Here is a 19,989-nt window from a genome sequence, read left to right as displayed (position 1 = left end):
GGACCGCTGCCTGATTCACTCACCGTGACAGGTTATGCGGTCGCGCAGCCGTCGAGCGAACGCCGTGCCGACCTGCGTCATCAACCTCTCGCTTGCAATCGGCCCCTGACGGAACACCGTTGATTCACGAATTATCGGTACCCGGCTCAGCACGAACCACCCTCTGTCACCAATGTTTCATCGTCACGATCGGCCCCGCCTCACCCCACCGCTGCACCGATGAAGGGAGGCAGGCATTCAGAGGACGAACAGCACGAAGACGATCGCCACCAGCACGAGAGCCAACCCGACCACCGCGGCGACGAGCCAGGACGCCCGGGACGTCGAGTCGGCGGTGGATTCGTCCCCAGCCTGCGCGACGGCGCGAGGTTCCGGCGGTGTCGCCACGGCCGTTCCGCCCGACACCCGGGCGGGGGACGCGCCGACCGCTGCGGCCGACGCCGGGTTGTTCGTGCGCGTCGCCGGCCGGCTCGGGGTTGTCGAGGTCGAGGTCGAGGGCACCGGCTCGCCGACGACGGCGTCGATCACCTCGGTGACGTCGTACGACGGCGGCAGGCCGATCGGGGTGACCTTGTGGGTGGTCGGGTTGAACCCGGCGGCGCGGATGGCGGCACCGAGCGCTGCGGTCTGCTCGGGGCCGGGGCCGACGACACACCGCACACCGAACTTCTCACCGACCGTGGTCGCGAACCCGTGAATGGTCGCGGAGTCCCGCGCGATCAGCCCGTCGCCCGTCACGACCACGGCATCGAGGTTGCTGGGCAGCCAGCCGAACGCACCGAGCGCGGTGGCGATCTGGGCCGTGGGGGAGCCCCCCGAGGAGAAGCGGAACGCCTTGCCTGCCTCGACACCCGAGCGGATCAGCGCGACAGTCGCGCCGGTGTCGTCGACGTGATAGATGCCGACCAATTGCCCGGGACGCTCCGCGATCTCGGATTCGAACCAGGCTGCGGCCGCTTCGGCGTCCGAGACGAGGGACAGGTAGGACATGTCGGCGTAGTCCAGCGCGTCGCGCAGCGCCGCGACGGCGGCCGAGTCCCAGCGGGTGGGGTAGGTGGCCATGATGTCGGGGGCGCCGCCGGTCCGGCCGCCGTGGTCAGGGAGAGGTTCGCACTCCCGGAGCAGGCATCGCATCGCGCCGGCGACCAGGTCTTCGGCGCGGTACCGCGATCCGTCGCCTACCGCAACACCGGCCGGGTCGCCGACGCGGGGAAGGAACCCCGACACGGTGTGGGTTTCGCCGATCGTGTGCGGCGCCGATCCGCCGAGAATTGCGGTGCCGTCCGGGCACATGTGCAGGACGGTGTCCCGGACGATGACGACCGGATCCGGGGATCCTGGATCGTTCGACGCCACCACGGCGGTGGACACGACACTGCCGATCCTGAGCCCGACTCCCATGGACATGCAAGTACCTCTATTCGTTTCACGAACGGATTGCGACTTCCGTCAGGCCCGTTCCGATTCGCTCGGTGAGGCCACGAGATGTACATCCTGCTACCCGAGCGCGCTTGTGCGCGCCATCACGCGCGGCGTGGCGTGGTCGTGTTGCGCACACTCGGGTCGTTTTCGCTTGTGGCGTGCGATCCGTCAGGTAATCGTCGGTGCGCCGAGGGCCGTTCTCCACTCGGTCACGTTCTCGGTCATCCAGTCGAGAAGGTGCTCCGCCTCCTGCGGATGGCGACCGGTGCCGGCGAGAAGATCTGCGAAGGCCTGCGCGGGGGCGACCAGACGGACATTGTCGCGGAAGAGGGTGCGCTCGAAGACCGCAGCCGATCGGGGGGTGGCGACGAGGACGTTGGCGCCCTGATCGACGGGGCGTAGCTCGAGTGCGCCGGCCAGCGCCTCGCCGTGGTCGGCGTAGATCTGGATCTGATGCGCCGGCGCGTATTCGACGAATGCCGCGGCGGCCAGTGACCCGGTTACCGCGTAGAGGTGGCCGGAGACCTTCGCGAGTTTCGCGACGAACGACTGCACCCCCTCGGGTGCGAAGTAGCCGACGGTGGGGCAGTCCTTGAAACTGGAGTCGCTGCTCCAGGCGCGCAGCATCGGCTGCCACCGGACGCTGGTGATGGGACCGCGGGGGAGTCGTTCGAGCAGATCGCGCTCTTCGAGGGTTTCGACCACCCGATAGGTCGCGCCGGTGGACGCGCCGGACAGCCGGACGAGTTGGGGGACCGTCAGCTGACCCGAATGATCGGCGAGGGCACGCACGACTCGGGCGGCTGGATCGCCGGTCAGCTGTGCGGCCGGACGGCCCGGGCCGCGCCATGGGTCGGCGTCCGCGCCCCGGTCGCGTACCCAGATCGCGGGCCGGTCCGCGGCAAGGGAGGTGTTGCCCGTCGCATCGGCGTAGGAGAGACCCCTGGCGTCGAGCTGGCGACGAACCGGCTCGGAAAGGTAACGGGCACAGACGAATCCGCGATCCGATCCGGACAGTCCGTCGGCGAACCGGGCGGCGTCGCCCGCGAGCACCCCTCGGGCGGGGATGACGGAGAAGGACGCCACCTCGCCGTTGGGCGCGCCGACCAGCAGCCGTTCCGGCGCGTCGGCGAGGGAGCGGGACTTTCCGGACGTCAAGGTCCAGCCGTGGGGGAGGGCGGCCTGGAGGGTGGCGATCGCCCGGCGGTAGAGATCGATGTCGCGTTCCGGCTTGGGAAACGGCACCTTCGGCTCGCTACCTGCGAATTCGGCGTTTTCCTGATTCGGCACATCGCCAGTCTACTGAATCGGTCCGAGACGGAACCGGAAAATAGAGCGAACAATCGTGGTCCGCTCCCAGCGCCACCGAGTAGTCGGATGCCACCACAACTCGCCACCTCCACGTGTACGGTTCCCCGAGGCCGGGGCGGCGTGGGGGAGTTTCGCTCTCCCTCCGGGGGTTCAGGGGCGGCGGGCAATCCAAACGGTCCGGCTGCCCCGGACCGTCAGGTCCCCGCGATGCAGGACGCTGTCGGGGTTGTCTTCCGAGAGAAGGCGATCGAGGGTGGCGCGGTCGTCGGCGGCAAGTTGCCCGTCGAGCGCGGAGCGGATGCGGCGCAGGAAATTCTGTGCGTAGCGTCCGGTGCTTCGCGGGGCCGGGGTCGCCTCGCTGGTGAAACTGCGCTCCTCGACGTCCACGAAACCGGCCCGCTCCACGTGGGCCCGCCAGTTCGGGTGTGAGTTCCAGTCCAACCGCGCCAAGGCTTCGTGGCAGCGTGACTCCAGGCCCGGGCGGCCCAGGCCGAGGTCGTCCGGCAGCAGGCGCGGCAGCGCGTCCATCTCGACGACCACCAGCACGCCGTCGGTGTTCAGTGCGCCGTACATGGCGCGGAGCACGCGGCCGGGATCGGCGACCTCATGCAACGAGGACGCCGCCCACACGACGTCCGCCGCGTCGACTGCCGGCCAGGCGACATCCAGATCGGCGTGCACGACGCTCAATCGGCCGGCCAGTCCCCGCCCGTTCGCGGCCGTGCGGAGGCGCTCGAGCATCACCTCCGACCTGTCGATCGCGATCACCTCGGCCGCGGGGAATTGTCGAGCAAGGGTCAGGCTGCCGACGCCCGTTCCCGCCCCCACGTCGACGACCCGGTGCGTGGTCTCCCCGGTGCGCTGTCCGACCCATTCGGCCACCGGGTCGAGGTAGGAGCCGAAAACCTCGGCGTCCAGGTCCAGTAGATCCGCCAGCGCCGCCTCGTGGTCCCGGGTGTTCCCGCCGTGGTGAGGGGAGTGGTGATGAGAATGCTGTGTCATTACTCCAGGCTAGCCACATCCTGCGCGATACGCATACAATCTTGCTTATGACGCAAGAAGTCGGGTTGGACAGCGTGATCCGTCAACGCATCCGAGGCCTTCGGCTGGCCCGTGGCTGGTCACTGGACGTGCTCGCTGCACGCTGCTTTCTCAGCCCGTCCACCCTCAGCCGCATCGAAACCGGCCACCGCAGGATCGCCCTCGACCAACTGGTTCCCATCGCGCGGGCCCTCGGCACCACGCTCGATCAGCTCGTCGAGTCCGTCGAGGACGAGGATGTGGTGATCCGGCCGCAGCCCGAACACACGCGAGGCCTGACGATCTGGCTCCTGTCCCGCGAACGCGCGCTCCACGGCGCGACAGTGGCGAAGATGCGCATCACCTCCGATCGGCCCGCGGGCCCGGAGCATGTGAGCGTGCACCCGGGCCACGAGTGGTTCACGGTGCTGTCGGGGACAGCCCGCCTGCAGCTCGGTGAGCGAACCATACTGATCGAAGCGGGTGCCGCAGCGGAGTTCTCGACCATGGTGCCGCACTCCATCGGCGCCCACGACGGTCCCGTCGAGATCCTCACGATCTTCGACCACGACGGGGAGCGTGCCCACCTGCACGCCGATCACAACGAGTAGAGAGGACAGGCATGTCGACTTCCGACACCGCAGGCCATACGGAGTTTCCGGCGAGCATGGGGAAGGTCTCCCGTCGTGAGCTCGCGTCTCACGGCTATACGCGTTTCGACCAACTGACGACGGTCACCGCCTTGGAGCTGTCGAAGATCCACGGCGTCGGACCGAAGGCGATCCGAATCCTCGAGGAGGAACTCGCGGAGCGGGGGCTCGGCTTCGCGAACTGAGTCGCGCCCGGCCGGGCTACTGCAGGCCGTGCGTGCGCTGATAGGTGGCCGGTGGTGTCCCGACCACGTGAGTGAAGACACGGGTCAGGTGCGCCTGGTCGCTGAACCCCAGTTCGTAGGCGAGGGCGGACCAGTCGATCCTCTCGCCCGAGTGGGCGGCGCCGGCCGCGTCGAGGATGCGGAATCGCTGGATCACCCACTTCGGGCCGATGCCCACGTACTCGGTGAACAGCCGTTGCAGGGTGCGCAGGCTGCAGCCGGCATGTGCGGCGAGCTGGTCTGCCCGGACGATGTCGCGGCGGCGCTGGGCGTCGCCCACCAGGACCGTGACCTCCCGTCCTGTGGGATCCGGAACGGGATCGGAGCGCAGAAGGTACCGCTCGAAGGCGTCGATCATGTCCGCGCTGTCCGTGCCGGCGAGGATCCGTTCCGCGACCGGGCGGTCGTCACCGGCGAGCAGATCCCGTCCGGGCTGGACGGTTCCAGAGATCGCACCGAGACTGCCCTTCAACAGCGGCCGGAACCCGCCGGCGTGGAACGCGGCTCCCAGCACGTGGCCGTGTCCCGCCAACGTTCGGTAGAACGGCGACCGGGAGATCCCGTGCACCAGCAACTGTCCGTCCTCGGCGGCGATGTGAACGCGCGGCTGGGGAACGACCTGCTGCCGATGGGGCTTCGACACCGACCACCTCACCAACCAGTGGTAGTCCACGAACTCGGCCAAATCCGGTCGGGGAGCGACTCGTTCGACCTCGAAATCGGGTGCGTCGGCGGTCGGGCGGACGATCGCCTCGGGGTGTCCTGGCACATTCGGCACTCGCCCATCCTAGTGTCGCGAATGTTCAAGAACGCCACGTCGTCGCGTACCTAGAGTCTCCTGACATGAGCCACTCACACACTGCTCGAAGCAAGTTCACCATTGCGTCGTGGTCGGAATCGGTGATCGTCGACATCGACGGCGAAGGTACGACCGCCGGCGACACCTATTACCCCACTCGCGGTGCCAACCGAGCGACCGTCGCGTACTCGTACTCCGGGGACATCGACGGAACGAGCACGGTGGTCTACCTGATCGCATACAAGGCCGATGCCGCGCCGGTGCTCGGCCTCGAACGCTTCGAGGGCTCGATCGGCGGGCACGACGGAACGTGCGTGTTCCAGCACATCGGCAGCCAGGACCAGGGTTCGGTGTCGGCACGGATCGAGGTGGTGCCGGGTATGGGCACCGGCGGTCTGATCGACCTACGCGGCAGCGCGGACCTGTCCATCGCGGGCCCCGGCGACAGCGGCTACGACTTCGTTCTGTCGTACGACGTCGGCTGACATTTCGACGTCGCTCACGTCGTCGAGGGTGCGGCGAGGGGCTTCAGGCCACACGCCGTCGCGAAGCCCTGTGATTCGATGCCGAACGCGGTGTTGGTGCGGGTCGCGAAGTTCGCCAGCGCGATGAACGCGGTCAGTTCCACCAGCGCGGCAGGGCCGAGCGCGTCGAGCAGCCTGGCCGACATTTCGTCGGTGACCGTCGGCGGGGTCAGGGTCATCGCTTCGGCGTACTCGAGCACGTCCCGCTCCAGCGGCGTGAACACGTCCGACTGGCGCCAGCGGGGTACTTCGCGTGCCTTGGTCAGATCGAGCCCCTCGTTGTGGGCTTGGAAGTAGCCGAAGTCCAGGCAGAAGCTGCAGCCGACCAGGCCGGCCACCGCCATGTGGGCAAACGACTTCAGGTTCGCGTCACACCGATCCCACTTCTGCGCTTGGCGACCGACGCTGAAGCTGAAGTTCAGCACCTTCCGGTTGTGCCACGCGACCTCGACCGGCTCGGCCACCTCGCCGAGCATCTTGCGGGACATCCGCTTGACGATCGCGCCGTAGATGCCGGTCAGCTCGGCCTTCGGGATCCGGGTATTGCCGGCCATGATTCCTCCTCCGGTTGTCGTGCTCTCGGCATGAGACACCGGTCACGAACCGAATGTGACACCCGAACCGGAATTGGCGGCAGGAACCTTCGCTACCGCTCAGCCCGGTGCGAGTGCGCGGTCGGCCAGCGCGGCGACGACGGGCGAGAGTGCCTGAGCGTGTTCGAGGGTCAGGTGATTGTCGTCGCGGTACACGAGGTCGTTGCCGACGATGACGGGGCAGCGCTCGGTGGTGCAGAACAGGGCGGTGAGGTTGGCGTACCGTCCGCCGCCTACCGCGGTGGCCACCGCCTCGGCCACGACGCCGGCGTCGTTCACCGCGACCGGCCGTGGCGGCGAGCAGGCGGTCGCGTCGTCCAGGTGGGCGGATAGGCACGTCGGCACGGTCGACTGCGGATCCGGGATCGGTCCGAGGACGAGGACGGCCGCACCCGTGGCCCGCAGTTCCGTGACCAGGCGGGTCAGGCTGTCGAGCCAGGCCTGACCGTAGACGGTGAAACCGAAATCGGCGCCGTACCGCCGGGACATGCTCAGCACGACCAATCGGGGCCGTTCGGTCCGCAGCCGATCGACGATCTCGCCGCGCCACTGCTCGCACTCGGTGTATTCCCGCCCGAGGTAGGGGCTGGTGAGTGGGAGGTCGAGAAGCGGGCAGGTGACCTTGCCCATCGTCTCGAGCCGCCAATGATTCTGCTGGGCTGCCGATTCGAATGCCGGGGCCCACATCGCGGCATGCGAATCGCCGACCAGCGCCACCGTCGTCGGAGACGCCACGTCCCCCGACGCGCACTCGCCCTGACCCACTTCGAGCCACGACCGCACACAGCCGTTGACGAACACCTCCGGCTTGTCTGCCGGCGCGTCGGCGAGCGGTGGAGAAAGATTCGACGGGACCGCTTGCAGCCCTGCCGATTCCGCGACCGCTGCCTGCACCTGCGCGGTCATGTCGTGCACCGCCGCGTCGCGCGGATCGACTGCGGTAGGCGCCGATTCGGCCGGCGCAGAGACGGTGAGGGCTGTGGCCGCGGCTCCGTGTCCGACCGGAACCGGCCGCGCGATCAGCAGCACCAGTGCCGCACACACTGCGATGGCGGTGACGGCGCCGCCGAGTACGAGGCTGCGCGAGGCCGAACGACGCAGCGGAGCAGCGAAGCGGACGGGATTCTCGACCAGGACCAGTGTCAGTCCGGCCAGACCCGCGGACACCATGACCATCGCCAGACGATCGGTCAGGTCGAGCGAGCGGCCGAGCACGATCGGCGCGAGCAGCAGTACCGGCCAGTGCCACAGGTACCAGGAATAGGACACCCGACCGACCGCCCGCATCGGCGGCAGCGACAGGCTCCGACCGACCCCCAGCCGGGGTGTGGCACACCCCGCCCCGATCACCAGCACCGTGCCGACGACCGGAACCAGCGCGGCGGTTCCGGGGTAGGGCGTCGTCTCGCCGAGCCGGAAACAGGCGACCACGATCAGTGCGAAACCCGTCCATCCGGCTGCGGCGGCGACCACCGACGGCAGCCGCTGCCAGTGCCGAACCGACAGGGCGACCAACCCGCCTGCGGCCAGTTCCCAGCCGCGGGCGGGCAACGAGAAGAACGCCCACGGCGGCAGGGTCCGGGTCCAGTCGAGTGAGACCGCGAACGACACTGCGGCGACCACGGCGAGCACGATCAGATACGGGGTCGTCGACGGTGTTTCGTCCGCGTCGAGGCGCCGTGTCCTGCGCCGGACGAGCCAGGCGACCCCGATGATCAGCGCCGGCCACAGCAGGTAGAACTGCTCTTCCACGCCGAGCGACCAGTAGTGCTGGAACGGTGACGGGGGCGCGTCGGCGGCCAGATAGTCGGTGCCGTGCAGCGCGAACCGGTAGTTACCGACGTAGAGCGCACTGGCGATCCCGTCACCGAGGACCGCGCGGGCCTGCAGAGGGGGCAGGAGCAGAGCCGAGCCGATCGCGGTGGCCACCAGCACGATGCACCCGGCGGGCAGCAACCGGCGGGCCCGGGCACCGTAGAACTCGGCCAACCGCACACGGCCGCTGCTCGCGACGTTCCGCCACAGCAGGCCGGTGATGAGAAACCCCGAGACGACGAAGAAGATGTCTACACCGACGAACCCTCCGTCGATTCCGGGCACGCCCGCGTGAAAGAGGACCACGGCCAGCACGGCGACGGCGCGTAGACCCTCGATGTCCGGGCGGAACCTCGTCTCGGCCGGCCGGACACCGGCCGGAGGGCGGTTACCGGATCGGCGTCGCCGTTCCGGACTCGCGACGGTATTCACTCGACCAGCGATCTGTCCATGCGACGCGCCCCTTCAGCTGCAGCATTGAGCTCATGATGACAGCGGTGCCGAGACTTTCCCGAAAGGCACGCCGTATCAGGGCAGAGCACTCGTGAATGGCCAGTCACACGTGCACGACGACCGACCCCTCGCGAACCGAGGCGGCGTAGGTGCGGGCCGCGCCCACACCCTCGGATGCGCAGGCGCCCGTGTCGAAGGCGAACGCGTACTGGTGGAGCGGGCACATCACGCCGGTGGCGTCGATCTGTCCGTCGGCGAGGGGACCACCCTTGTGCGGGCACACCGCATCCATCGCCCGAACGGTGCCGTCCGACAACAGGAATACGGCCACCTGACGGTTCTGCACGACGTACGTCCGGCCCTCGCCCGGCGTCAGGTCGCTGACCGGCCCCACCGCGACCTCGGAAGGCCCCTCGACCAGGGCGGTCATCGGACCGGCACCTGGGGAAGCGGCAGCAGCGGGAGCGACGGAGCGAACTGTGCGGGCGATTTCGGCGCGCTGCGCTCCTTCCAGGGATCCCGGTAGCCGTCCACCGCCGTCTGGATCCGCTCGTCCAATCCCGTCACGATGTCCTCCTCGTCTCGGACCAGTAGCGCCTGAAGATGGTCGAGTCCCACCCGCGGCACGAAGTCGTACGTGCGCTCGAGCCATTTCGCGTTCTCGCGGTAGTACTGGATGAACCGTCCCCCGAGTTCCACTACAGCGTCCGGTGATTCGACCGTGGCCAGCAGGTCGCCCTTGCGGATGTGCGCTCCGGCGGCGCCGCCGACGTAGATTTCCCACCGGCCGTCGCCGACCGCGACCACACCGAAGTCCTTGCACAGGGCCTCCGAGCAGTTGCGTGGACACCCGGCTACCGCGAGTTTCAGTTTCGCGGGCGTCTCCAGGCCCTGGAACCGCTCCTCGAGCGCGATGCCGAGGCTGGTCGAATCGCCGAGACCGTAGCGGCAGAAATCGGTTCCGACGCACGTCTTCACCGTGCGCATGCTCTTGCCGTAGGCGAACCCGGACGGCATGTCGAGGTCACCCCACACCTTGGGTAGATCCTCCTTCTTGATGCCGAGCAGGTCGATGCGCTGCCCGCCGGTGACCTTCACGAGCGGCACGCCGTACTTGTCGGCAACGTCGGCGATCTTGCGGAGTTGCTCCGGCGTGGTGACGCCGCCCTTCATCTGCGGGACCACCGAGAACGTGCCGTCGCGCTGGATGTTGGCGTGCACGCGGTCGTTGATGAACAGCGCGCCGCGCTCGTCCACCCAGTCGGGTCCCCAGATGGTGCGGAGCAGCGAGGCCAGGGGCATCTTCGCGGACGCGTCCTCCTTCGCGTCCGTCGCGAGCTCGGCGAACACCTGGGACACGGCGCGGAGATCGCGTTCCCGGATGGTCGCGATGAGTTCGGGCTTCGTCATCGGGATGCAGGGCACATACCAGTCTGCGGAGGGGTCGGCCTCGAGTTCGCCGCCCGCGGCGCAGGCCACGATGTCGGCGACGAGACCCTTGCACGAGCCGCAGCCCTTGCCGGCCCGGGTCTGGGCGCAGACGTCGGTGAGTGTCTTGGCGCCGGAATGGACGCACGCCACCAGATCGCCCTTGCTCACACCGTTGCAGTTGCACACCTGCAGGTGGTCGGGGAGATCGGCGACACTCGTCGCGGCGCCCGGGGCTCCGACGTCGAAGAGCATGCTGATCCGCTCCTCGGGCAGCGGCACCTTGCCGTCGAACGCCTGCGTGAGGAAACCGGCCTTGCTGATGTCGCCCATCAGGGTGGCGCCGATCAGCTTGCCGTCTCGGACTACGAGGCTCTTGTACGTGCCGCTGCGCGGTTCGTAGTACTGGACGAACTCGTCGTCCGCCGTCTCCGGTCCCTTGACGCCCATCGCGGCCACGTCGACGCCGGCGACCTTCAGTTTGGTGGTGGTGCGCGAACCGATGTACGCCGCTTCGGGATTGGAGCCGGTGAGGACTTCGGCGAGGATGACCGACTGCTCCCACACCGGGGCGACGAGGCCGTAGGTCTCCCCACGGTGCTGTGCGCACTCGCCGACGGCGTACACGGAACCCTCGTCCTCGCAGCGCATCTGGTCGTCCACCACGACGCCGCGTTCGACCACGAGCCCGGCGGCCCGCGCGAGTTCGGTATTGGGCCGGATTCCGGCGGTGACGACGACCATGTCGGCGTCCAGGGTGGAGCCGTCGACGAACGACACCCCGGTCACGAGGCCCGCGTCGTCGCGCAGCACGGCGGTGGTCCGCATCGAGGTATGGACGCCGACACCGAGTTTCTCGATCTCGGCGCGCAGGACACTGCCGCCGCGTTCGTCGAGCTGCTGGTTCATCAGGTGCCCGGGGGAGTGCACGACGTTGACGGTGAGACCCTGAGTGCGCAGCCCGTACGCGGCTTCCAGGCCGAGCAGACCGCCGCCGATCACCACCGCGGACACGTCGTCGCGGGCCTGCGCCATCTGCAGCATGCCGTTGGTGTCGGCGATGTTCCGGAAGCCGAACACCCCGCGGGCCAGGCGCCCGTCGTGCTCGCGCAACCCGTCCATGTTGGGGAAGAACGTGTTGCTTCCCGTGGCGATGATGAGGACGTCGTAGTCGACGACGCGGCCGCTCTCACACGTGACGGTCTTCGCGAACCGGTCGAGTGCGACCGCGCGGTCGCCGGCATGGAGTTTGACGCCGTTGGCGGTGTACCAGCCCATGGGGTTGAGGATCAGGTCCTCGTCGTCGACGGCCGCCTCCCCGGACAGCACGTGCGAGAGCATGATCCGGTTGTAGTTGCCGTAGGGCTCGTCGCCGATCATGGTGATCTCGAAACGCTCGCCGCCGCCACGGTTCAGGATCTCCTCGACGGTGCGTGCGCCGGCCATACCATTGCCGACGACCAGCAGCTTGCTCGAACTCGGTGTGTGGGCCATGCGTCGAGGCTCCGCCCCGGGAGTGTCGTAACGGCTGCGCGCACGTTACGTGGGAATCAGGAACACCTCACAGCCCTCCCGGAAGTCATGTCAGGCAGGTGCGCGGTCGCGGGGCATGAGCAGCGGGGCCAGCACGGCGAGGAGCAGGGCGGGCAGCAGGAAACCGGCCGCGGGCGACACCGAATACACCGGGGTGAGGGTGATCGGGGCGAGCGCGTTGCCCATGAATCGCAGCGCCTGCACGACGGATACCGCGCCGCCCCGGTTCGGGCCCGGCGAACCCAGCACGGCGGCGTTGACCCCCACCAGGATGAACTGACCGGCGATTCCGGCCGCGAACCACGCCACGGCCGCGACCGCGAGGAGGGACACGGTCCCGGTGGCCGCGACGAGAATCGCGCCGCCGAACGCGCCGATCAGGACGGCCGCCCGGGCCCCGATCTTGTCGATGACACCGCCGACGAAGCGTGCGGTGAGGATTCCGGCGACGCCGAACCCCGTGAGCAGCAGCCCACGCTGGGTCGGGCTCAGCCCGAAGGCGTCCTCGGCGCGGAACGCGACCAGGAAGCTCAGCCCACCGAGCGCACCCCACCCGAGGAGTGCGACCACCCCGATTCTCAGCACCGACGGGGTGAGGGCGTCGCGCAGTCGCGGGCGCGGTGCCCCCGGGTCGGCGGGAGCACTGTCGGGAACACCGACCAGACCCAGCACCGCGGCGACGAGGGCGATGACGAGGAATGCGAGACGCCAGTCGACCTCCGCCGCGAGCCCGCCGACGAGCGGCGCGCTCGACTGTCCCGCGGCTTGGAAGGCGCCGAAGATTCCCAGCGCCCGGCCGAGATGTTTCTTCGGAGTCGAGGCGGCGAGCGCCGCCAGCAGCAGCGGCGTCGTGAACGAGTTCGAACACCCCTGGAGCACGCGGGCGCCGAGGAAGAGCGGCAGCGTCGGCGCCACGAAACACGCCAGCGACGACAGCAGGTAGACGCCGTACGCGATCCGCACGGTCCGCGTCTGCCCCCACCGGGCGCCCAGCGTGCCCGACACCAGCATCAGCAACGCGAACGGCAGCAGGTACGCCGTCAGCGAGCCGGCCGCGGCGGACGCACTCACGCCGAGGTCGTCACCGATCTCGGGAAGGATCGAGGCGACGACCCCGCCGCCGAACGGACCGAGGAAACCGCCGGCGTAGAGCGCCGTGCGCTGGAGCGAGGAACGAAGCGACTCGGATGAGTTCTTCGTCACAGCCCGAAGCTGCCGGGCCCACGCCTGCGGAGATACCGCTCGAACTCGGCCGCGAGCGCGTCACCGTCGATCTTCGAGATGGCGTCGGAGATGTCGGTCTCGGCGTCGCCGCGCTCCTCGAGTGAGCGGACGTACTCGCCGATCTCCTCGTCGTCCGCGGTCATCTCGGTGACCGCTTCCTGCCAGTCGTCGGCCTGGGCCGGGAGTTCCCCGAGGGGAACCTCGATGTCCAGGACATCCTCGACGCGTTGGAGCAGCGCAACCGTGGCCTTCGGATTCGGCGGCTGGGACACGTAGTGGGGCACGGCCGCCCAGAACGACACGGCAGGCACACCGGCCCGGACGCACGCGTCCTGCAGCACCCCGGTGATCCCGGTCGGCCCCTCGTAGCGGGTCTGTTCGAGCTTGAACCGCTCGGCGGCCTCGCTGCTGTACGCGCTGCCCGTCACCGGGACCGGCCGCGTGTGCGGGGTGTCCGCGAGCAGTGCCCCGAGGATCACCACGGTGTTGATCTGCAGCTGATCGATCAGCTCGAGGAGGTCCTCGCAGAAGCTGCGCCAGCGCATGTTCGGTTCGATCCCGCGCAGCAGAACCACGTCGCGGTCGCTGCCGGGAGGCGAGCACACCGACAGGCGGGTGGCGGGCCACACGATCTCCCGGGTGACACCGTCGACCTGCCGCACCGTGGGTCGATTGACCTGGTAGTCGTAGTATTCCTCGGAGTCCAGCTCGGCGAGCGGCTGGGCGTCCCAGGTCAACTCGAGGTGCTCGACGGCTCCGCTCGCGGCGTCGCCGGCGTCGTTCCAGCCCTCGAAGGCGGCGACGAGGACAGGGTCACGAAGTACGGGCACGCCACTGTCCGCCGCACCGGCATCCGCGGTGTCGGGGGTGTCGTCGGCGCGGCCCGCAGGCGTGACGGGGAACTCACTGGAACTCACCCACCCAGCCTACGGCCAGCATTGGTTCGCGCGCCCACTAGTCTGGACGGCATGTCTGCGCCATTTCACTCTGCCCTGCTCGATGCGTTGAACCAGCGCGTTGTCATCGGCGACGGAGCCATGGGCACCATGTTGCAGGCCGCGGACCTCACGCTCGACGACTTCCTCGGGCTCGAAGGCTGCAACGAAATCCTCAACGACACCCGCCCTGACGTGCTGAAAGACATCCACCGCGCGTACTTCGAGGCCGGGGCGGACGCCGTCGAGACCAACACGTTCGGGTGCAACCTACCCAACCTCGCCGATTACGACATTTCGGACCGTATCCGGGAACTCGCCGAGAAGGGCACCCGGCTGGCGCGTGACGTGGCCGACGAGATGGGGCCCGGACGCGACGGCATGGGCCGCTTCGTCCTCGGCTCGATGGGACCCGGAACCAAGCTGCCGACGCTGGGCCACGCGCCGTTCGCGGTCCTCCGCGACGCCTACGCGGAGGCTGCGATGGGCATGATCGACGGGGGAGCGGACGCGATCCTCGTCGAGACCTGCCAGGACCTGCTGCAGGTGAAGGCCGCCATCCTCGGCAGTCAGCGGGCGATGGAGACGCTGGGGTCGCGGCTGCCGATCATCACCCACGTCACGGTCGAGACCACCGGCACGATGCTCCTCGGCAGTGAGATCGGTGCCGCGCTGACCGCGCTCGAGCCGCTCGGTATCGACATGATCGGCCTCAACTGCGCGACCGGTCCCGCCGAGATGAGCGAACATCTCCGCCATCTGTCCAAGTACAGCTCTCTCCCGGTGTCGGTGATGCCCAACGCCGGACTGCCGCAGCTCGGCCCGAACGGCGCCGAGTACCCGCTCACCGCGGAGGAGCTCGCCGAGGCGCTCAGCGCTTTCGTCGCCGAGTTCGGTCTCGGTCTGGTCGGCGGCTGCTGCGGGACCACCCCGGAGCACATCCGGCAGGTGGCCGAAGCGGTCCGCCTGGTCGAGAAGGCCGAGCGGAACCCGGTGCACGAGTCGGGGACGTCCTCGCTGTACACGGCGGTGCCGTTCCAGCAGGACGCCAGCATCCTGATGATCGGTGAACGCACGAACACCAACGGCTCCAAGGCGTTTCGCGAGGCGATGATCGCCGAGGACTACCAGAAGTGCCTCGACATCGCGAAGGACCAGACCCGCGACGGCGCCCACATGCTCGACCTCAACGTCGACTACGTCGGACGCGACGGTGCCGTTGACATGGCCGCCCTCGCAAGCCGGTTCGCGACGTCGTCGACACTGCCGATCATGCTCGACTCCACCGAGCCCGCGGTCCTGCAGGCCGGCCTCGAGCACCTCGGCGGCCGGTGCGCCGTGAACTCCGTCAACTACGAGGACGGCGACGGACCGGACTCGCGGTTCCAGAAGATCATGCGGCTCGTCACGGAGCACGGCGCCGCCGTCGTCGCGCTGACCATCGACGAGGAAGGCCAGGCGCGCACCGCGGAGCACAAGGTCCGCATCGCCGAGCGTCTGCTCGAAGACCTCACCGTGAACTGGGGCCTCGACGAGTCCGACATCATCATCGACGCGCTGACCTTCCCCATCTCCACCGGTCAGGAAGAGGTCCGCCGCGACGGCATCGAAACGATCGAGGCGATCCGCGAGCTCAAGAAGCGGCATCCGCGGGTGCACTTCACCCTCGGCGTGTCCAACATCTCGTTCGGTCTCAACCCGGCGGCCCGGCAGGTCCTGAACTCGGTGTTCCTGCACGAGTGCACCGAGGCCGGCCTGGACACGGCCATCGTGCACGCGTCGAAGATCCTGCCGATGGCGCGGATCCCCGACGAACAGCGGGAAACGGCCCTCGACCTGGTCTACGACCGTCGCCGCGAGGGCTACGACCCGCTGCAGAAGCTGATGGAACTGTTCGAGGGCGTCTCCGCGGCGTCGGCGCGCGAATCCCGTGCCCAGGAACTGGCGGCGCTGCCGCTGTTCGAGCGGCTGGAACGCCGCATCGTCGATGGTGAACGCAACGGCCTCGACGACGACCTCACCGCGGCGATGGAGGAGAAGCCGCCGCTCGCGATCATCAACGAGACGCTGCTGTCCGGCATGAAGACCGTCGGCGAACTCTTCGGGTCCGGGCAGATGCAGCTGCCGTTCGTGCTCCAGTCCGCCGAGGTGATGAAGGCGGCCGTGGCATACCTCGAACCGCACATGGAGGCCACCGACGAGGACGGCAAGGGCCGGATCGTCATCGCCACCGTGAAGGGCGACGTCCACGACATCGGCAAGAACCTCGTCGACATCATCCTGAGCAACAACGGCTACGACGTGGTGAACCTGGGCATCAAGCAGCCGATCGCGACGATCCTCGACGCGGCGATCGAGCAGAAGGCCGACGTCATCGGCATGTCCGGGCTGCTCGTGAAGTCGACCGTGGTGATGAAGGACAACCTGCAGGAACTCAACGCCAAGGGCGTCGCGGAGAAGTTCCCCGTCCTCCTCGGCGGTGCCGCGCTGACCCGTTCGTACGTGGAGAACGACCTGGCCGAGGTGTACGAGGGCGACGTCAGCTACGCACGCGACGCGTTCGAGGGCCTGCACAGGATGGACGAGATCATGGCCGTCAAGCGTGGGGGCGGACCCGACCCGGACAGCCCGGAAGCGGTCGCGGCCCGCGAGAAGGCGGCCGAACGGAAGGCGCGGCACGAGCGGTCCAAGCGGATCGCCGAGAAGCGCAAGGCGGCCGAGACCCCGATCGAGGTGCCGGAGCGATCCGACGTGGCCACCGACATCGTGGTCCCGAGCCCGCCGTTCTGGGGCAACCGGATCGTCAAGGGCGTCTCGTTGTCGGACTACTCCGGGCTGTTGGACGAGCGTGCCCTGTTCCTCGGGCAGTGGGGTCTGCGCGGGCAGCGTTCCGGCGACGGTCCCACCTACGAGGAACTGGTGGAAACCGAGGGCCGACCCCGCCTGCGGTACTGGCTCGACCGGCTGAGCACCGAGGGAATCCTCGCGCACGCGGCCGTCGTGTACGGCTACTTCCCCGCCGTGTCCGAGGGCGACGACGTGGTCGTGCTCACCGACCCGACACCCGACGCCGAGGAACGCTTCCGGTTCACGTTCCCGCGCCAGCACCGCGACCGCTTCCTGTGCGTCGCCGACTTCGTCCGGTCCCGCACCGAGGCGAAGGAGACCGGCCAGGTAGACGTGTTCCCGATGCAGCTCGTGACCATGGGGCAGCCGATCGCGGACTTCGCGAACGAGCTGTTCGCCGCCAACGCGTACCGCGACTACCTGGAGGTGCACGGCATCGGCGTGCAGCTGACGGAATCGCTGGCCGAGTACTGGCATCAACGGGTCCGCGAGGAACTCGTGCTGCCTGGCGGTCACAACGTGGCCGAGCAGGACCCGTCCGAGGTGTCCGGGTTCTTCGACCTCGCCTACCGCGGTGCCCGCTACTCCTTCGGGTACGGTGCCTGCCCCAACCTGGAGGACCGAGCGAAGATGGTCGCTCTGCTCGAACCCGAACGGATCGGTGTGAAGTTGTCCGAGGAATTGCAGTTGCATCCCGAGCAGTCCACGGATGCGTTCGTGCTGCACCACCCCGAAGCGAAGTACTTCAATGTCTGATGCATTCGACGGTCTCGCAGGTGTTCTGTGGGACATGGACGGAACGCTGCTCGATTCCGAGAAGATGTGGGACGTCGCGGTCCGCGAGTTGTCGCTGCACCTCGGCGGGCCGATGACCGAGGAAACGCGGCTGAAGACGATCGGTGCGTCGAGTGCCAACGCTCTCGGCGTCATCTTCGACGCCCTCGGGCTCGACCGGGATCCGGCGGCGCTCTCCGAGGCCAAGGAGTGGATGTTCACCCGCGTCGAGGAATTGTTCGGCGACGGGATCCCGTGGCGGCCGGGCGCCCACGACGCACTGCGGACCGTCCGGGCGCACGGTCTGAGGTCCGCGCTGGTGACCAACACCGAGCGTCGGCTCACCGAGCGGGCACTCGAGACACTCGGCAGGCATCACTTCGACCACTCGGTGTGCGGCGACGAGGTGCCGGCGGGCAAACCGCATCCCGACCCGTACCTGCGGGGCGCGGAACTGCTGGGACTGGATCCGTCGCAGTGCCTGGCCATCGAGGACTCGCCCACCGGTGCGGCGTCCGCGCAGGCCGCGGGGTGCGTCGTCCTGATCGTTCCGTGCGAGATCGTGGTGGCCGACGGCCCGGGGCGGGTGTTCCGGGACAGTCTCGAGGGTCTCACTGGTTCCGACCTGGCCGAGGTGTGGGCGCAGCGGAGTGCCGTCCGTCTCTAGGTAGTCTGGTTTGCCGTGGCTGTTCCGAAAATCGTGCTGTTCTACGTGTTCACTCCGCTCGCCGACCCGGAGGCGATACGGCTGTGGCAGTACACACTCGCCGAGGCGAACAACCTGACCGGTCGGATTCTCGTCTCCGAGCACGGCATCAACGCGACGGTCGGTGGTGACATCCACGACGTCAAGCGGTACGTGAAGGGGACGCGCAGCTACGCCCCGTTCAAGGACGCCGACATCAAGTGGTCGAACGGGCTCGGTGACGACTTCCCGCGGCTGAGCGTCAAGGTGCGATCGGAGATCGTGACGTTCGGTGCGCCGGGCGAGCTGAAGGTGGATGCGGACGGTGTCGTCGGCGGCGGTACCCACCTGGCACCCGACGAGGTGCACCGCCTGGTCGAGGGTCGCGGTGACGACGTCGTCTTCTTCGACGGACGCAACGGTTTCGAGGCGGAGATCGGCCGATTCCGGGACGCCGTCGTGCCCGACGTGTCCACCACGCGCGAGTTCGTGCACGAACTCGACAGCGGCAAGTACGACCATCTGAAGGACAAGGCCGTCGTCACCTACTGCACCGGGGGAGTGCGGTGCGAGGTCCTGTCTTCGCTGATGCGCTCGCGCGGGTTCGGCGAGGTCTACCAGCTGGACGGCGGCATCGTCCGCTACGGCGAGGCGTTCGGTGACACGGGCCTGTGGGAGGGGTCGCTGTACGTCTTCGACAAGCGGATGAACATCGAGTTCAGCGATCAGGCCAAGACTCTGGGGCGCTGCAGCAAGTGCGGGGGTCCGACGTCCCGGTACGAGAATCTGCCGGACGACCGGGGCCGCGAACTGGTGCTCGTCTGCGCCGGCTGCACCGAGAATCGGGCGGGCTGAGGTGGCGGGGGCGCCCCTGCCGGTCCGCAACGGCCTCGGTCCCGACCGTATCCGGATGCCGGCAGGCGTCGGCGCGAAGACGGTCGCCGAATTCCTGGTCGAGACGTACCCGGACGAGCGCGCGCACTGGCTGTCGCTGATCGACGGCGGGGAAGTCGTCGACGAGCACGGCAGGGTAGTCGACCGCGGAACCCGTTATGCCCCAACCCGTTTCGTGTACTTCTACCGCGACCCCGCACCCGAGATCCCGGTTCCGTTCGAGATCGACGTCCTGCACCGCGACGACCACCTCGTGGTCATCGACAAACCCCATTTCCTCGCGACCATTCCGCGGGGCGCGCACATCACCGAGACGGCGGTCGTGCGGCTGCGGAGGGCGCTCGAACTGCCCGACCTCACACCGGCGCACCGGCTCGACCGGATGACGGCCGGCGTCCTGGTGTTCCTGATCAGGCCGGAAGACCGCAGACCGTATCAGGAGCTGTTCGTCTCCCAGCAGGTCACCAAGGAATACGAGGCCGTCGCCGGACACGATCCGACGCTTGCGTTTCCGCGGACCATCCGCAGCCGCATCGTCAAGGAACACGGGATCATGACGGCCACGGAGGAACCGGGAGAACCGAACAGCGAGACCGTCGTCGAGCTGATCGAGACCCGAGACGGCCGCGCACGGTACCGGCTGCTGCCGAAGACCGGCCGGACGCACCAACTGCGGTTGCACATGTCGTCGCTGGGGCTGCCGATCGAGGGCGACAACTACTACCCGGACTTCCGCCGGTCCGAGCCCGGCGACTTCTCGACGCCGCTGCGGTTGCTGGCGCGGGCCATCGACTTCACCGACCCCCGTTCGGGCGAGGTCCGCCGGTTCGAGAGTCGCCGCACACTCGGGTGGTGACC

17 protein-coding genes are annotated in these 19,989 nt (G+C 68.4%); 7 read left to right on the top strand and 10 right to left on the bottom strand.

Annotation, left to right across the window (positions count from 1 at the left end):
- Nucleotides 1-237 precede the first annotated feature (237 nt).
- From FND50_RS22325 to FND50_RS22315, 3 genes are all read right to left on the bottom strand, one after another.
- Complete coding sequence (locus tag FND50_RS22325) at nucleotides 238-1,407, bottom strand: hypothetical protein (protein WP_144287150.1); 1,170 nt, start codon at nucleotides 1,405-1,407, stop codon at nucleotides 238-240.
- 183 nt (nucleotides 1,408-1,590) lie between these two features.
- A complete protein-coding gene (locus FND50_RS22320; RefSeq protein WP_005562906.1) occupies nucleotides 1,591-2,712 on the bottom strand; it encodes a helix-turn-helix domain-containing protein in 1,122 nt (373 codons plus the stop codon).
- 171 nt (nucleotides 2,713-2,883) lie between these two features.
- Entirely contained in the window at nucleotides 2,884-3,735 is an 852-nt protein-coding gene (locus tag FND50_RS22315) for a trans-aconitate 2-methyltransferase (RefSeq protein ID WP_144287149.1), read from the bottom strand.
- 47 nt (nucleotides 3,736-3,782) lie between these two features.
- Between FND50_RS22315 and FND50_RS22310 the strand changes: the two genes are divergently transcribed.
- Together FND50_RS22310 and FND50_RS22305 are read left to right on the top strand one after the other, a co-directional pair.
- Nucleotides 3,783-4,364 (top strand): helix-turn-helix domain-containing protein, encoded by a 582-nt coding sequence (locus FND50_RS22310; RefSeq protein WP_007299039.1) that lies wholly within the window; start codon nucleotides 3,783-3,785, stop codon nucleotides 4,362-4,364.
- An 11-nt stretch (nucleotides 4,365-4,375) separates the two neighbouring features.
- Nucleotides 4,376-4,588 (top strand): hypothetical protein, encoded by a 213-nt coding sequence (locus FND50_RS22305; RefSeq protein WP_144287148.1) that lies wholly within the window; start codon nucleotides 4,376-4,378, stop codon nucleotides 4,586-4,588.
- A 16-nt stretch (nucleotides 4,589-4,604) separates the two neighbouring features.
- Here FND50_RS22305 and FND50_RS22300 read toward each other — a convergent pair whose 3' ends face one another.
- Nucleotides 4,605-5,405: an AraC family transcriptional regulator gene (locus FND50_RS22300; RefSeq protein WP_144287147.1), complete on the bottom strand. Its 801-nt coding sequence runs from the start codon at nucleotides 5,403-5,405 to the stop codon at nucleotides 4,605-4,607.
- A 65-nt stretch (nucleotides 5,406-5,470) separates the two neighbouring features.
- On the opposite strand from FND50_RS22300, the gene FND50_RS22295 reads away from it, so the two are divergent.
- On the top strand, nucleotides 5,471-5,911 hold the full coding sequence (locus FND50_RS22295; protein ID WP_144287146.1) for a DUF3224 domain-containing protein: 441 nt from the start codon (nucleotides 5,471-5,473) through the stop codon (nucleotides 5,909-5,911).
- A 14-nt stretch (nucleotides 5,912-5,925) separates the two neighbouring features.
- Here FND50_RS22295 and FND50_RS22290 read toward each other — a convergent pair whose 3' ends face one another.
- The 6 genes from FND50_RS22290 to FND50_RS22265 form a co-directional block, all read right to left on the bottom strand.
- Nucleotides 5,926-6,504, bottom strand: a complete 579-nt coding sequence (locus FND50_RS22290; protein WP_054246581.1) for a carboxymuconolactone decarboxylase family protein — start codon at nucleotides 6,502-6,504, stop codon at nucleotides 5,926-5,928.
- A 99-nt stretch (nucleotides 6,505-6,603) separates the two neighbouring features.
- A complete protein-coding gene (locus FND50_RS22285; RefSeq protein ID WP_144287145.1) occupies nucleotides 6,604-8,790 on the bottom strand; it encodes an acyltransferase family protein in 2,187 nt (728 codons plus the stop codon).
- Between the two features lie 124 nt (nucleotides 8,791-8,914).
- Complete coding sequence (locus FND50_RS22280; protein WP_144287144.1) at nucleotides 8,915-9,241, bottom strand: Rieske 2Fe-2S domain-containing protein; 327 nt, start codon at nucleotides 9,239-9,241, stop codon at nucleotides 8,915-8,917.
- On the bottom strand, nucleotides 9,238-11,733 hold the full coding sequence (gene nirB, locus FND50_RS22275) for a nitrite reductase large subunit NirB (RefSeq protein ID WP_144287143.1): 2,496 nt from the start codon (nucleotides 11,731-11,733) through the stop codon (nucleotides 9,238-9,240). Before nirB ends, FND50_RS22280 begins: the two co-directional genes overlap by 4 nt.
- A 90-nt stretch (nucleotides 11,734-11,823) precedes the next feature.
- The gene (locus FND50_RS22270; protein WP_144287142.1) at nucleotides 11,824-12,975 is read right to left on the bottom strand and encodes an MFS transporter; all 1,152 of its coding nucleotides are present in this window, start codon (nucleotides 12,973-12,975) and stop codon (nucleotides 11,824-11,826) included.
- The gene (locus tag FND50_RS22265) at nucleotides 12,972-13,913 is read right to left on the bottom strand and encodes a PAC2 family protein (RefSeq protein ID WP_005256316.1); all 942 of its coding nucleotides are present in this window, start codon (nucleotides 13,911-13,913) and stop codon (nucleotides 12,972-12,974) included. The genes FND50_RS22270 and FND50_RS22265 overlap by 4 nt, the downstream gene beginning before the upstream one ends.
- 51 nt (nucleotides 13,914-13,964) lie before the next feature.
- Here FND50_RS22265 and metH point away from each other — a divergent pair, with 51 nt between their 5' ends.
- Genes metH through FND50_RS22245 form a run of 4 tightly spaced genes read left to right on the top strand, consistent with a single transcriptional unit; the run spans nucleotide 13,965 to nucleotide 19,987 of the window.
- Nucleotides 13,965-17,534, top strand: a complete 3,570-nt coding sequence (gene metH, locus FND50_RS22260) for a methionine synthase (RefSeq protein WP_144287141.1) — start codon at nucleotides 13,965-13,967, stop codon at nucleotides 17,532-17,534.
- Nucleotides 17,527-18,219 carry an HAD family phosphatase gene (locus tag FND50_RS22255; RefSeq protein WP_144287140.1) on the top strand — a complete coding sequence of 231 codons (693 nt, stop codon included), beginning with the start codon at nucleotides 17,527-17,529 and terminating at the stop codon, nucleotides 18,217-18,219. Before metH ends, FND50_RS22255 begins: the two co-directional genes overlap by 8 nt.
- 15 nt (nucleotides 18,220-18,234) lie before the next feature.
- Nucleotides 18,235-19,092, top strand: a complete 858-nt coding sequence (locus FND50_RS22250; protein ID WP_144287139.1) for a rhodanese-related sulfurtransferase — start codon at nucleotides 18,235-18,237, stop codon at nucleotides 19,090-19,092.
- Between the two features lies 1 nt (nucleotide 19,093).
- Entirely contained in the window at nucleotides 19,094-19,987 is an 894-nt protein-coding gene (locus FND50_RS22245) for a pseudouridine synthase (RefSeq protein ID WP_144287138.1), read from the top strand.
- Nucleotides 19,988-19,989: the final 2 nt, after the last annotated feature.

The organism is Rhodococcus sp. WB9, from assembly GCF_007558985.1.
Classification (GTDB): Bacteria; Actinomycetota; Actinomycetes; order Mycobacteriales; family Mycobacteriaceae; genus Rhodococcus_F; species Rhodococcus_F opacus.
The sequence above is the reverse complement of the archived record's forward strand: the minus strand, read 5'-3'. Positions and strand labels throughout refer to the sequence as shown.